This window comes from Pseudomonas sp. SDT291_1_S447 (genome assembly GCF_054070155.1).
Map to the genome: position 1 here is coordinate 1 of NZ_JBSVXS010000127.1, position 14,392 is coordinate 14,392.

At 60.3% G+C, this 14,392-nt stretch carries 8 protein-coding genes; 4 read left to right on the forward strand and 4 right to left on the reverse strand.

The features are described from left to right. Positions 1-119: 119 nt before the first annotated feature. From guaD to xdhA, 4 genes are all read right to left on the reverse strand, one after another. The gene (guaD, locus tag ACW9IR_RS25090; RefSeq protein WP_457465349.1) at positions 120-1,424 is read right to left on the reverse strand and encodes a guanine deaminase; all 1,305 of its coding nucleotides are present in this window, start codon (positions 1,422-1,424) and stop codon (positions 120-122) included. 13 nt (positions 1,425-1,437) lie between these two features. After that, the gene (xdhC, locus tag ACW9IR_RS25095) at positions 1,438-2,295 is read right to left on the reverse strand and encodes a xanthine dehydrogenase accessory protein XdhC (RefSeq protein WP_457465350.1); all 858 of its coding nucleotides are present in this window, start codon (positions 2,293-2,295) and stop codon (positions 1,438-1,440) included. Positions 2,296-2,412: 117 nt separating this feature from the next. After that, positions 2,413-4,812, reverse strand: coding sequence for a xanthine dehydrogenase molybdopterin binding subunit (gene xdhB, locus ACW9IR_RS25100; protein ID WP_457465351.1), 2,400 nt, complete (start codon positions 4,810-4,812; stop codon positions 2,413-2,415). Further along, positions 4,805-6,259 (reverse strand): xanthine dehydrogenase small subunit, encoded by a 1,455-nt coding sequence (gene xdhA / locus ACW9IR_RS25105; RefSeq protein WP_457465352.1) that lies wholly within the window; start codon positions 6,257-6,259, stop codon positions 4,805-4,807. The genes xdhB and xdhA overlap by 8 nt, the downstream gene beginning before the upstream one ends. A 268-nt stretch (positions 6,260-6,527) precedes the next feature. On the opposite strand from xdhA, the gene ACW9IR_RS25110 reads away from it, so the two are divergent. The 4 genes from ACW9IR_RS25110 to ligA all read left to right on the forward strand — a co-directional run bounded on the left by ACW9IR_RS25110 (position 6,528) and on the right by ligA (position 14,319). Beyond that, positions 6,528-7,187 carry a GntR family transcriptional regulator gene (locus ACW9IR_RS25110; protein ID WP_038365421.1) on the forward strand — a complete coding sequence of 220 codons (660 nt, stop codon included), beginning with the start codon at positions 6,528-6,530 and terminating at the stop codon, positions 7,185-7,187. 2 nt (positions 7,188-7,189) lie between these two features. After that, entirely contained in the window at positions 7,190-10,678 is a 3,489-nt protein-coding gene (gene smc, locus ACW9IR_RS25115) for a chromosome segregation protein SMC (protein ID WP_457465353.1), read from the forward strand. 259 nt (positions 10,679-10,937) lie between these two features. Further along, positions 10,938-11,801 (forward strand): cell division protein ZipA, encoded by an 864-nt coding sequence (gene zipA / locus ACW9IR_RS25120; protein WP_038365417.1) that lies wholly within the window; start codon positions 10,938-10,940, stop codon positions 11,799-11,801. A 160-nt stretch (positions 11,802-11,961) separates the two neighbouring features. Next, positions 11,962-14,319: an NAD-dependent DNA ligase LigA gene (ligA, locus tag ACW9IR_RS25125; protein ID WP_457465354.1), complete on the forward strand. Its 2,358-nt coding sequence runs from the start codon at positions 11,962-11,964 to the stop codon at positions 14,317-14,319. Positions 14,320-14,392 lie beyond the last annotated feature (73 nt).

The following is a 14,392-nucleotide window of genomic DNA, read 5'->3' on the forward strand; positions in this document are numbered from 1 at the left end:
CCACATTTGAAATGCATTCCCATGTGGGAGCGAGCTTGCTCGCGAAGGCGATCTGACAGGCAACAAAAAATCCCCCGGGGCTGAACACCTCCGGGGGATTTTTTTGTGCCTGTGAAAACTCAGCGCTGATGCACCAAAGCACCCGCCGCATACGTCTGCTGCACCGTGCGGTCATCGCCCAGCGTCATCAACACAAACAACGTCTCGGCAATGTTGTTGGCCTGCTTCAAGCGGTAGCTCAGCAGCGGTGTGGCGTTGTAATCCAGCACCAGGAAGTCAGCGTCGGAACCCGGTTGCAGGTTGCCGATCTTGTCTTCCAGGCGCAGCGCTCGTGCGCCACCCAGCGTCGCCAGGTACAGCGACTTGAACGGGCTCAGTCGCGCACCTTGCAACTGCATCACTTTGTACGCTTCGTTCAGCGTCTGCAGCAGCGAGAAACTGGTACCGCCACCGACGTCAGTGCCCAGACCGACATTGAGTTTGTGCTTCTCGGCCATCGGCAGGTTGAACAAGCCGCTACCCAAGAAGAAGTTCGAAGTCGGGCAGAACGAAATCGCCGAACCGGTTTCTGCCAGACGCGCACATTCGTCGTCGCACAGGTGCACACCGTGGGCGAATACCGAGCGCTCGCCGAGCAGTTGGTAGTGATCGTAAACGTCGAGGTAGCCCTTGCGCTCCGGGAACAGCTCCTTGACCCACTCGATTTCCTTGAGGTTCTCGCTGATGTGGGTCTGCATGTACAGATCCGGGTATTCAGTCAGCAGTTGGCCAGCGAGGGTCAGTTGTTCCGGGGTGCTGGTCGGTGCGAAGCGCGGGGTGACCGCGTAGTGCAGGCGACCCTTGCCGTGCCAGCGCTCGATCAGCGCCTTGCTCTCGACGTAGCTCGATTCGGCGGTATCAGTCAGATAGTCCGGGGCGTTGCGGTCCATCATCACCTTGCCGGCGATCATGCGCAGGTCGAGCTTCTCGGCCGCTTCGAACAACGAGTTCACCGACTGCGGGTGCACGCTGCCGAACACCAGCGCGGTGGTGGTGCCGTTGCGCAGCAGTTCCTTGATGAAAATGTCAGCGACTTCGTCGGCGTGGGCCTTGTCGCCGAACTGGCTTTCGCACGGGAAGGTGTAGGTGTTCAGCCAGTCGAGCAGTTGCTCGCCGTAAGCACCGACCATGCCGGTTTGCGGAAAGTGAATGTGGGTGTCGATGAAGCCCGGGGTGATCAACGCATCCTGATAGTGCTCGATTTCGATGTCCGCCGGCAGGGTCGGCAGCAAATCACTGGCGTGGCCGAGGGCGCTGATCTTGCCGCCATCGACCACCAGCAGGCCGTCCTCGAAATATTCGTAGGAGGCTTCGATCCCGACTTCGGCGGGGTCGGCGATGCTGTGCAGGATGGCGGCGCGGTAGGCTTTGCGAGTCAGAGGCATGAGGGTTCTCTAATCAGTTTGAGGCTTTGAGTTTGGTCGCCTGACTGCGCCGCGAAACCGGCAGCAGTTTGGCAATCGGTTCGGCGCTGGCAGTCTGCTGGCCGAAGTTGGCGTTGTAGGTGGCGATGATTTCGCCGGCGATGGAGATGGCGATTTCCACAGGCAGTTTGCCTTTGACTTCGCCGATGCCCATCGGGCAGCGCATGCGTTGCACGACGCTGCTGTCGAAACCGCGATCGCGCAAACGGTGTTCGAACTTCACGCGTTTGGTCTTCGAACCGATCAGGCCGAAGTAGGCGAAGTCGTTGCGCTTGAGGATCGCGGCAGTGAGTTCAAGGTCGAGCTGATGGTTGTGGGTCATGACGATGCAGTAACTGCCGGCGGGCAGCTCATCGATTTCATCCACAGGCTCTTCGGCGACGATTTTACGCACGCCGTGCGGGATCTGTTCGGGGAATTCGGACTCGCGCGAATCGATCCAGCGCACCCGGCAGGGCAGGCTGGCGAGCAGCGGCACGAGGGCGCGGCCAACGTGGCCGGCACCGAACACAGCGATCTGCGCCTGCACCTGGCCCATCGGTTCGAACAGCAACACGGTGGCGCCGCCGCAGCACTGGCCCAGGCTGGCGCCGAGGCTGAAGCGCTCCAGATGGGTGTCCTGCTTACCGCTGGCGAGCATATCGCGGGCGATCTGCATGGCTTTGTATTCCAGATGCCCGCCACCGATGGTGTCGAAGCTCTGATTGGCGCTGATGACCATTTTCGAACCGGCGTTGCGTGGCGTCGAGCCGAGTTCTTCGATGATCGTCACCAGCACACAGGGTTCGCCCTGGTTCTGCAGGTCGGCGAGGGCGTCGATCCAGTTGTACATATGTCACCCCTACAACATCGTTGTCTGTTCGGGCCTCTTCGCGAGCAGGCTCGCTCCCACATTTGGAATGCATTCCCCTGTAGGAGTGAGCCTGCTCGCGATAGCCGCGCCTCGGTCCTAGAGCGGAGCCAACTCGGTTTCAGCTTCGACGGCTTTCACCGCTTTCAACTGCCGCATCTGCTCGCAACCCCACAACACCCGCTCCGGTGTCGCCGGCGCATCGATCTGCGGCTGCTGCTTGTAATCAGCGAGGCTCGCCACCGCATCCTTGATCGCACACCACGAAGCAATCCCGAGCATGAACGGCGGTTCACCGACAGCCTTGGAATGGAACACCGTGTCTTCCGGGTTCTTGCGGTTTTCCACCAGCTTCACCCGCAGGTCCAGCGGCATGTCCGCCACGGCCGGGATCTTGTAGCTGGCCGGGCCGTTGGTCATCAGCTTGCCTTTGTTGTTCCAGACCAGCTCTTCCATGGTCAGCCAACCCATGCCTTGAATGAAACCACCCTCGACCTGACCGATGTCGATGGACGGGTTCAGCGAGGCGCCGACGTCGTGCAGGATGTCGGTGCGCAGCATCTTGTACTCGCCGGTCAGGGTGTCGACGATCACCTCGCAGCACGCCGCGCCAAAGGCAAAGTAGTAGAACGGACGACCACGCGCCTGGCTGCGGTCGTAGTAGATCTTCGGGGTCTTGTAGAACCCGGTGCTCGATAGCGACACCTGATTGAAATACGCCTGCTGGATCAGCGCTTCAAAGGTCAGGATGTGGTCGCGAACGCGCACGTGGCCGTTGTGGAATTCAACGTCTTCTTCTGTGACTTTGAAGTGACGTGCAGCGAATTCGACCAGACGTTTCTTGATGATTTCCGCCGCGTTCTGCGCCGCTTTGCCGTTCAGGTCAGCACCGCTGGAGGCGGCGGTCGGCGAGGTGTTCGGCACTTTGTCGGTGTTGGTCGCGGTGATCTGCACGCGGTCGATTTCGACCTGGAACACTTCGGCCACGACCTGCGCGACTTTGGTGTTCAGGCCCTGGCCCATTTCCGTGCCGCCGTGGTTCAGGTGGATGCTGCCGTCGGTGTAGATGTGGATCAGCGCACCGGCCTGGTTCAAGAAGCTGGCGGTGAAGGAAATACCGAATTTCACCGGGGTCAGCGCCAGACCTTTTTTCAGGATCGGGCTGTTGGCGTTGTAGCGACGGATCGCTTCGCGGCGTTCGTGATACTGGCTGCTTTCTTCCAGTTCGGCGGTCATCTCTTCGAGCATGTTGTGCTCGACGGTCTGGTAGTAGTGGGTGACGTTACGCTCGGTCTTGCCGTAGTAGTTGGCCTTGCGCACCGCGAGCGGGTCGAGTTGCAGGTGACGGGCAATCGCGTCCATCACTTCTTCGATCGCGACCATGCCTTGCGGGCCACCGAAACCACGGTAAGCGGTGTTCGACGCGGTGTTGGTCTTGCAGCGGTGACCGTTGATGGTCGCGTCGCCCAGGTAGTACGAGTTGTCCGAGTGGAACATCGCCCGGTCAACGATCGACGCGGACAGGTCCGGCGAACAGCCGCAGTTGCCGGCCAGGTCCATGTTGATCCCGTGCAGGCGCCCGGTGCTGTCGAAGCCGACATCGTATTCGACGTAGAACGGGTGACGCTTGCCGGTCATCAGCATGTCTTCGACGCGCGGCAGGCGCATCTTCGTTGGCTGGCCGGTGAGGTGCGCAACCACCGCGCACAGGCAGGCCGGGCTGGCCGCCTGAGTTTCCTTGCCACCGAAACCACCGCCCATGCGGCGCATGTCGACGACGATTTTGTTCATCGACACGTCGAGCACTTCGGCGACCAGTTTTTGCACTTCGGTCGGGTTCTGCGTCGAGCAGTAAACGATCATGCCGCCGTCTTCGGTCGGCATCACCGAGGAGATTTGCGTCTCCAGATAAAAGTGTTCCTGACCGCCTATGTGCAGCGTGCCTTGAATGCGGTGTTCAGCCGTGGCCAATGCACCGGCCGAATCACCACGTTGATGGGTGTGGCTGTCGAGCACGAAGTGGCGTTTGCGCAGCGCTTCAACCACGTCGAGCACGGGTTCGAGATCTTCGTATTCGATGATCGCCGCCATCGCGGCTTTGCGCGCGGTTTCCAGATCTTTTGCGGCAACGGCGAGCACCGGTTGACCAACGAATTGCACATCATCGATGGCCAGCAGCGGGTCGCCCGGCATCAACGGGCCGATGTCTTTCAGGCCTGGCACGTCTTCGTGGGTGATGGCGATGCGCACGCCGTCGAAGGCGTAGCACGGCGAGGTGTCGATGCTGATGATCTTCGCGTGGGCGCGGTCCGACATACGTGCGTACAGGTGCAACTGGTTCGGAAATTCCAGACGGTCATCGATGTACTGCGCTTCACCAGACACGTGCTTGGTGGCGCTGTCGTGCTTGACGCTGCGGCCGACACCTGTGGTCAGGTCCTTGGCGAACAGTTCAGCCAGTTCAGCCTGGGTTTTCTCTACGCCGTGATGGTTAGACATAAGCGGTCACCCGAGTCTCGATGTGCGGTGTTTGCAGTTCGATGAAGTATTTGCGCAGCAGGTTCTGCGCGCTGAGCAGGCGATATTCCTTGCTGGCGCGGAAGTCCGAGAGCGGGGTGAAATCTTCGGCCAGTGCGGCGCAGGCACGTTCTACCACAGCGTTGTTGAACGGCGCACCAATCAGCGCGACTTCGCAATGGGCGGCGCGTTTCGGAATCGCAGCCATGCCGCCGAAGGCCATGCGTGCATCGGTGATCACGCCATTTTCGACGCGCAGGTTGAAGGCGGCGCAGACGGCAGAGATGTCATCGTCCAGACGCTTGGAGACTTTGTAGGCGCGGAACAGTTGTTCGGCGCTGGCGCGCGGGACGATGATCTTCTCGATGAATTCACTTTCCTGACGAGCAGTGACTTTGTAATCGATGAAGTAGTCATCGAGGTTCAGGGTGCGGCGGGTTTCGCCTTTGCACAGCACCACCTGCGCGCCGAGGGCGATCAGCAGCGGTGGCGAGTCACCAATCGGCGAAGCGTTGCCGATGTTGCCGCCGAGGGTGCCCTGGTTGCGGATTTGCAGCGAGGCGAAGCGGTGCAGCAGTTCGCCGAAGTCCGGGTACTCGGCGTTCAACGCTTCGTAGCAGTCGGAGAGGGCGGTGGCGGCGCCGATTTCGATGCGGTCTTCGAAGGTGTCGATGCGCTTCATTTCCGCGACGTTGCCGACGTAGATCATCACCGGCAGGGTGCGGTGGAACTGGGTGACTTCCAGTGCCAAGTCGGTGCCGCCGGCGAGCAGGCGTGCTTGTGGATAAGCGTCGTAGAGGTCGGCCAGATCAGCAACGGTCAGCGGCACCAGGCAGCGCTTGTCGCCGCTGTTGAGTTCGCCGATATCGGTCGGGGCGATGGCTTTGAGGCGGGCGATGGTCTCCGCTTCGCGGGCATCGAACTGATCCGCTTGCTTGCCGCAGCAGGATTGCTCGGCAGCCGCCAGAATCGGCCGGTAGCCAGTGCAACGACAGAGATTGCCGGCCAGCGCTTCGTGGGCCTTGGCCTGATCCGGTGCATCGCTGTTCTTTTGCAGGGCGAACAGCGACATGACGAAACCGGGGGTGCAGAAACCGCACTGCGAGCCATGGCACTCGACCATGGCTTTCTGCACGCTGTGCAGTTCGCCTTGGTGTTTGAGGTCTTCGACGCTGATCAGTTGTTTGCCGTGCAGCGACGAAACAAAGGTCAGGCACGAGTTGAGGCTGCGATAGCGAATGTGTTCGCGGCCAGCGTCATCCGTTTGCAACTCGCCGACCACCACGGTGCAGGCGCCGCAGTCACCGCTGGCGCAACCTTCTTTGGTGCCGGACTTGCCCACGTGTTCACGCAGGTAATTGAGCACAGTCAGATTCGGGTCCAGGGCGTGCTCGCTACGGAGTTCCTGGTTAAGTAAAAACTGGATCACGGAAGGCCTCGCAGACTCATTATTGTTGTTAACCGACGTGAACCGAATTTAGCAGGTCTGACTTTTCGGTCAATTGTTTTCTGACTTAAAGGTCAGGAAAAAGCATTTCGTCGATCAACAACGTGTCTATTCATTATTGACCTTCATCGGTCACCCTGCTTTTTTGCGGGAATCGTGCCAAAAACCGCTGAGTGGGCACTCCGCCATGACCGTGCATTTGCGCTACACTGCGCCGCTTGTGCAGATCGATAGAGTTTGAAGGACAACCATGACGTTCAAGGCGCCGGACAGCCTCGCCGAGCAAATCGCTCACCACCTCGCCGAACGCATCATTCGTGGCGAAATGAAGCCGGGAGAGCGCATCCAGGAACAGAAGGTCACGCTGGCCCTCAATGTCAGCCGCGGCTCGGTCCGCGAAGCCTTGCTGATCCTCGAACGCCGTCACCTGATCGCGATCCTGCCGCGTCGTGGTGCGCACGTCACCGAGCTGACGCCGCACAAAGTGCAGAGCCTGTGCACGCTGATGAGCGAGTTGTACATCCTGCTCGGCAATTCAGTGGCCAATGGCTGGCAAGTGCAGTCGGACATGGCGCCGTTCGTGCAGATCCAGCAGCGCCTGACTGCCAGCTACGAGCGTCAGGACATCCGCAGCTTCGTCGACGACAGCTTCAGCGTGATGCGCGCCGCCTATCCGTTCGCCAACAATCCGTACCTGCAAGAGACCGTCGAGAACCTCCAGCCGGCGATGAGCCGCGCCTATTTCCTCGCCCTCGAACAGCGCAAGGCTTCAATGAGCGAGTTCCTCGAACTGTTCGAACGCCTGCTCGCCGCCGTGCTTGCCCGTGATTTGCCGCAGATCCGCATCGTGCTGACGGCGTATGCCCAGCGCAGCTGCGATCTGGTGGTCTCCGCGCTGACGGTTGCCTAAGCGTGCGGCTCAAGTGCATCAAACTGGCGGGATTCAAATCCTTCGTCGACCCGACCACGGTGAACTTCCCCAGTAACATGGCGGCAGTCGTCGGGCCGAACGGTTGCGGCAAGTCGAACATCATCGACGCCGTACGCTGGGTGATGGGCGAGAGTTCGGCGAAGAACCTGCGTGGCGAGTCGATGACCGACGTCATCTTCAACGGCTCGACCAGCCGCAAACCGGTGAGCCAAGCGAGCATCGAGCTCGTCTTCGATAACTCCGACGGCACGCTGCTGGGCGAGTACGCGGCCTACGCCGAGATTTCGATTCGCCGCAAAGTCACTCGCGACAGCCAGACCACGTATTACCTCAACGGCACCAAGTGCCGGCGTCGCGATATCACCGATATCTTCCTCGGCACCGGTCTGGGCCCGCGCAGCTATTCGATCATCGAGCAGGGGATGATCTCCAAGCTGATCGAATCCAAGCCCGAAGACCTGCGTAATTTCATCGAAGAAGCCGCCGGCATCTCGAAATATAAAGAGCGCCGCCGCGAGACCGAAAACCGTATCCGCCGCACCCACGAAAACCTCGCCCGTCTGACCGACCTGCGCGATGAGCTCGAGCGTCAGCTCGAACGCCTGCACCGCCAGGCCGAGGCCGCCAAGAAGTATCAGGAACTCAAAGCCGAAGAACGCCAGCTCAAGGCGCAACTGTCGGCCCTGCGCTGGCAGGATCTCAACGATCAGGTTGGCCAGCGCGAGTCGATCATCGGCACCCAGGAAATCAGTTTCGAAGCGCTGGTCGCCGAACAGCGCAATGCCGACGCGGCCATCGAACGCCTGCGTGACGGTCACCATGATCTGTCTGAACGCTTCAATCTGGTGCAAGGGCGCTTCTATTCGGTTGGCGGCGACATCGCCCGGGTCGAGCAGAGCATCCAGCACGGCCAGCAACGTTTGCGTCAGTTGCAGGACGATTTGAAAGAAGCCGAACGCGCACGCCTTGAAACCGAATCGCACCTGGGCCACGACCGCACCTTGCTGCTGACCCTCGGCGAAGAGCTGGACATGCTCACCCCCGAGCAGGAAGTCACCAGCGCTGCCGCCGAAGAAGCCGCCGCTGCGCTGGAAGATTCCGAGTCCGTCATGCACGGCTGGCAGGAACAGTGGGACGCCTTCAACCTGACCGCCGCCGAGCCGCGCCGTCAGGCCGAAGTGCAGCAGTCGCGCATCCAGCAGCTGGAAACCAGCATGGAGCGCCTCGCTGACCGGCAAAAGCGTCTCGGCGAAGAGCGCGCGTTGCTCTCGGCTGACCCGGAAGACGCGGCGATCATGGAACTCAACGAGCAGCTCGCCGAGTCCGAAGCGACCCTCGAAGATTTGCAGACCAGCGAAGAAGCACAGGTCGAAAAACTCGAACAACTGCGTCAGGAATTGCAGCAAGCGCTGACTGCACAGCAACAGGCGCAGGGCGATTTGCAGCGTCTCAACGGTCGCCTTGCGTCCCTTGAAGCCTTGCAGCAAGCCGCGCTCGATCCGGGCACCGGCACCGCCGAATGGCTGAAGGAGCACAACCTCGCCGAGCGTCCGCGTCTGGCCGAAGGCCTGAAGGTCGAGGCCGGTTGGGAACTGGCGGTGGAAACCGTGCTCGGCGCCGATCTGCAAGCGGTGCTGGTCGACGACTTCAGCGGCTTCGATTTATCCGGTTTCACCCAAGGCGACTTGCGCCTGCTCAGCCCGGCCAGCGATGGCGTGCGCGTCGCCGGCAGCTTGCTCGATAAGGTCGACGCGCAGATCGATCTGTCGCCGTGGCTCGGTCAGGTCAAACCGGTCGACGGCCTTGAGCAGGCGCTGGCCTTGCGCGGGCAATTGAGCGCCGGCGAGAGCCTGATCAGCCGCGACGGTTACTGGGTCGGCCGGCACTTCTTGCGCGTACGCCGGGCCAGCGAAGCAGAGAGCGGCATGCTCGCCCGTGGTCAGGAAATCGAAGCGCTGCACCTCGAGCGGGAAGAAAAAGAGGCCACGGTCGAGGCCATGGAAACTCGTCTGCAAACCCTGCGCGCGCAACAGCGTCAGCAGGAAAATGGCCGTGAACATTTGCGCCGTTTGCTGCAAGACGAAGCGCGCCAGCAGGGCGAATTGAAAGCGCAGCTGTCCGCTGGCAAAGCCAAGGCCGAACAGTTGACGTTGCGTCGTACCCGTCTTGATGAAGAGCTGGTCGAGCTCGGCGAACAACGCGAACTCGAGCACGAACAGATCGGCGAAGCGCGCATGCAATTGCAGGAAGCGCTGGATGCCATGGCGCTCGACACCGAGCAGCGTGAATTACTGCTGGCCCAGCGCGACAGCCTGCGCGAGCGCCTTGATCGCGTGCGTCAGGAAGCGCGGCAGCACAAGGATCACGCGCATCAATTGGCCGTGCGTCTCGGCTCGTTGCGCGCGCAGCACGACTCCACGCGTCAGGCGCTCGAGCGTCTGGAAATGCAGGCCGAGCGCCTGACCGAAAAGCGCGAACAGTTGAGTCTGAATCTGGAGGAGGGCGAGGCGCCGCTGGAAGAGCTGCGCCTGAAACTCGAAGAGTTGCTCGATAAGCGCATGACCGTCGACGTAGAGCTGAAGACCGCGCAGATCGCCCTCGAAGACGCCGATCGCGAACTGCGCGACGCGGAAAAACGCCGGACTCAGGCCGAGCAGCAATCGCAGTTGATTCGTGGCCAGCTCGAACAGCAACGCATGGAATGGCAAGCCCTGACCGTGCGCCGCAAGGCTTTGCAGGATCAATTGCTGGAAGACGGCTACGATCTCAACGGCGTGCTCGCGACATTAACCGCGCAAGCCAGTGAACGCGAAGCCGAAGAAGAACTCGAACGCATCAATGCGCGGATTCAGCGCCTGGGTGCGATCAACCTCGCCGCCATCGACGAATACACGCAACAATCCGAGCGTAAACGTTATCTGGATGCGCAGGACGCCGATCTGGTCGAAGCGCTGGAGACCCTTGAGAACGTTATTCGCAAGATCGACAAGGAAACCCGTAACCGCTTCAAAGATACCTTTGATCAGATCAATGGCGGTTTACAGGCACTTTTTCCAAAAGTTTTCGGTGGTGGACGGGCGTATTTGGAACTGACGGGCGAAGATCTACTCGATACAGGGGTAACGATCATGGCGCAGCCGCCAGGGAAGAAGAACAGCACCATCCATTTGCTCTCCGGTGGGGAAAAAGCCCTGACCGCGCTGGCACTGGTTTTTGCCATCTTCAAATTGAACCCGGCGCCGTTCTGCATGCTCGATGAGGTTGACGCGCCACTGGATGACGCTAACGTTGGACGCTACGCACGCTTGGTCAAAGAGATGTCGCAGACCGTGCAGTTCATCTATATCACCCACAACAAGATCGCCATGGAAATGGCCGAGCAGTTGATGGGCGTGACGATGCATGAACCGGGTTGTTCGCGACTGGTAGCCGTGGATGTCGAGGAGGCGATGGCGATGGTGGACGCCTGAGCCAGCGTGGTGTCGGAAAGGTAATTGAGGGTTGTAGGACTTTTTTACCGGGTTCGACTTGCTGGCCAATCGACATATTCGCGCAAGCCAATGAGACAGACGGTGTAAAGTTGTCTTTGGTCGTGCTAGTTTAATGTCAATTTTTCGTATACGTGGGCAAAACGCCTGTCAGAACATAGAGTTGGCGCCACGTTTTAAAGCGGTTTGCACAATGTAAACCCCTTATTTTTCAGCATTTTTTATAGAGGCACGGGATTACATGGAAATCGGTCTGCGCGAGTGGCTGATCGTCATCGGCATCATTGTGATAGCCGGTATTCTTTTCGATGGCTGGCGCCGTATGCGCGGCGGCAAGGGAAAACTGAAATTCCGTCTTGACCGAAGTCTGTCCAACCTGCCGGACGAGGACACCAGCGCTGAGCTGTTGGGCCCGGCTCGCGTGCTGGATACACATAAAGAGCCGCAACTGGACGAACACGATCTGCCATCGGTGAGCATGCCGGCCCGCGAAGCACGCGAGCCTCGCGAATCCGGCTCGAAACGTGGCAAGCGCGGCAGCAACGGTCCGGCGCAGGGCGACCTGAACCTCGACCTGGATCTGGACGGCGGCCCGAGCTTCAGCAGCCGTGACGACGATTTCGCCGAAGACAGCAAGCCTTCGCCGGCGGTGGTCGACAAAGACCAGCCACAAGCTGAAGAAGTGCTGGTGATCAGTGTGATCTGCCGCGACGCTGCCGGCTTCAAAGGCCCGGCGCTGTTGCAGAACATTCTCGAAAGCGGTCTGCGTTTTGGCGAGATGGATATTTTCCACCGCCACGAAAGCATGGCTGGCAACGGTGAAGTGCTGTTCTCCATGGCCAACGCGGTCAAACCGGGCATCTTCGATCTGGACGACATCGACCATTTCAGCACCCCGGCGGTGAGCTTCTTCCTCGGCCTGCCAGGCCCGCGTCATCCGAAGCAAGCCTTCGACGTGATGGTGGCTGCAGCCCGCAAGTTGTCGCAGGAACTGAACGGCGAACTGAAAGATGACCAGCGCAGCGTTCTGACCGCACAAACGATTGAGCACTACCGTCAGCGCATCGTTGAATTCGAACGTCGCGCCCTGACCCAGAAGCGCTAAGGCCAAGATCAAAAGATCGCAGCCTCGTTTCACTCGATAGCTCCTACAGGAATGCGATTTCTGTAGGAGCTGCCGAAGGCTGCGATCTTTGCTTCTGCTGCCACAGATAGATGAATTAGAGCAGCCTCGGCTGCTCTTTTGCTTTATGAGAGAACACCCCATGACCGCCGCCAAAAACCGCATTCTCGAGCTACGCGCTGAACTCGATCAACACAACTACCGTTACCACGTCCTCGACGAGCCGAGCATTCCGGATGCCGAGTACGACCGGTTGTTCCACGAGCTCAAGGCGCTGGAAGCGGCCAACCCGGAACTGATCACCAGCGACTCGCCGACCCAGCGCGTCGGCAGCGTAGCGCTGACCGCGTTCACTCAGGTGCGTCACGAAGTGCCGATGCTCAGCCTCGGCAACGCCTTCGAAGAAACCGACATGCGCGAATTCGATCGCCGCGTCACCGAAGGTCTGGATTTGCCGGCCGGCGATCTGTTCGGCGGCGGCGCGGCGGTGGAATACAGCTGCGAGCCGAAACTCGATGGCCTGGCGGTCAGCCTGCTGTATCAGGACGGCGTATTGGTGCGCGGCGCCACACGCGGCGATGGCACTACCGGTGAAGACATCAGCGTCAACGTGCGCACCGTGCGCAACATTCCGCTGAAGCTGCACGGCGAAGGCTGGCCGGCGACCCTGGAAGTGCGCGGTGAAGTGTTCATGTCCAAAGCCGGTTTCGAGCGCCTCAACGCCTCGCAACTGGAAGTCGGTGGCAAGACCTTCGCCAACCCGCGCAACGCCGCCGCCGGCAGCTTGCGTCAGCTCGATTCGAAGATCACCGCCAACCGTCCGCTGGAATTTTGCTGCTATGGCATCGGCCAGGTTTCCCACGATATTTCCGACACCCACATCGGCAACCTCAAGCAGTTGCAGCAGTGGGGCATGCCGATCAGTCACGAACTGAAACTGGCCAAAGGCATCGGCGAATGCCTGGATTATTATCGCGACATCGGCGAGCGCCGTAACGCGCTGGCCTACGAAATCGACGGCGTGGTGTTCAAGGTCAACAGCATTGCCGATCAGCGCGAACTGGGTTTCCGCGCCCGTGAGCCGCGCTGGGCGATTGCACATAAATTCCCGGCAATGGAAGAGCTCACCGAGTTGCTCGACGTGGAATTCCAGGTTGGCCGCACCGGCGCCGTGACGCCAGTGGCGCGTCTGAAACCGGTCAAGGTGGCAGGCGTCACCGTGGCCAACGCCACGTTGCACAACATGGATGAAGTCGCGCGTCTGGGCCTGATGATTGGCGACACCGTGATCATCCGCCGTGCCGGTGATGTGATTCCGCAAGTGGTGCAAGTGGTCATGGATCGCCGTCCGGAAAACGCGCGCGCGGTGCAGATTCCCGAGAGCTGCCCGGTGTGCGGTTCGCACGTCGAGCGTACGCAACTGATCAAGCGCAGCAAGGGCAAGGAAACCGTCAGCGAAGGCGCGGTGTATCGCTGTGTCGGCCGTCTGGCCTGTGGCGCGCAACTGAAGCAGGCGATCATCCATTTCGTCTCGCGCCGGGCGATGGACATCGAAGGCCTGGGCGACAAGAGTGTCGAGCAACTGGTCGATGAAGGTCTGGTCAGTTCGCCGGCGGATCTGTATGCGCTGAAGTTTGACGACATCGTTGATCTGGAAGGCTTTGCCGAGGTGTCGAGCAACAAGCTGCTCGCGGCCATCGAAGACAGCAAGAAGCCGGGGCTGGCGCGCTTCATCTATGCACTGGGCATTCCCGATGTCGGCGAGGAGACCGCCAAGGTGCTGGCGCGCTCGCTGGGTTCGCTGGAGCGCGTGCAGCAGGCGCTGCCGCAAGTGCTGACCTACCTGCCGGATGTCGGCCTGGAAGTGGCGCACGAGATTCACAGCTTCTTTGAAGATGCGCATAACCAGCAGGTGATTACCGAACTGCTGGGGCATGGTCTGCAGATTCAGGATCAGGGTGAGCTGGGCGCCGAGTTTGCCGCCAGCACCACGCTGGGTGGCTTCCTCGACAAGCTGCATATTCCTTCGGTCGGCCCCGGTGGCGCACAGAAACTGGCGGACAAGTTCGGCTCGCTGGAAGCGGTGATGGATGCGGACTGGCTGGACATGCGTCAGGCCTTGCCGGAGAAGCAGGCAAATTCGGTTCGCGAGTTTTTTGCTGTTCCGCAGCATCGTCAGTTAGCCGAGGACTCCGAAAAGCAACTGCGCGATTTCGGCATGCACTGGCAGAGCGAGAAGAAAGTCGTCGAAGGTTTGCCGCTGTCCGGCGAGACCTGGGTGCTGACTGGCAAAGTTGAATTGATGAGCCGTGATGTCGCCAAGGAACACCTGGAAAGCCTTGGCGCCAAGGTTGCCGGTTCCGTGTCGGCGAAGACTCATTGTGTGGTCGCGGGCCCGGGTGCCGGTTCCAAATTGACCAAGGCCAATGAGCTGGGTGTGAAGGTGATGGACGAAGAAACTTTCATCGCGTTCCTAAAAACTCACGGCGTCGCCGTTTAAGATCAAAAGATCGCAGCCTGCGGCAGCTCCTACAGGGCTAGTGTTCCACCACGATAAAGCGGGTGTTCACTGA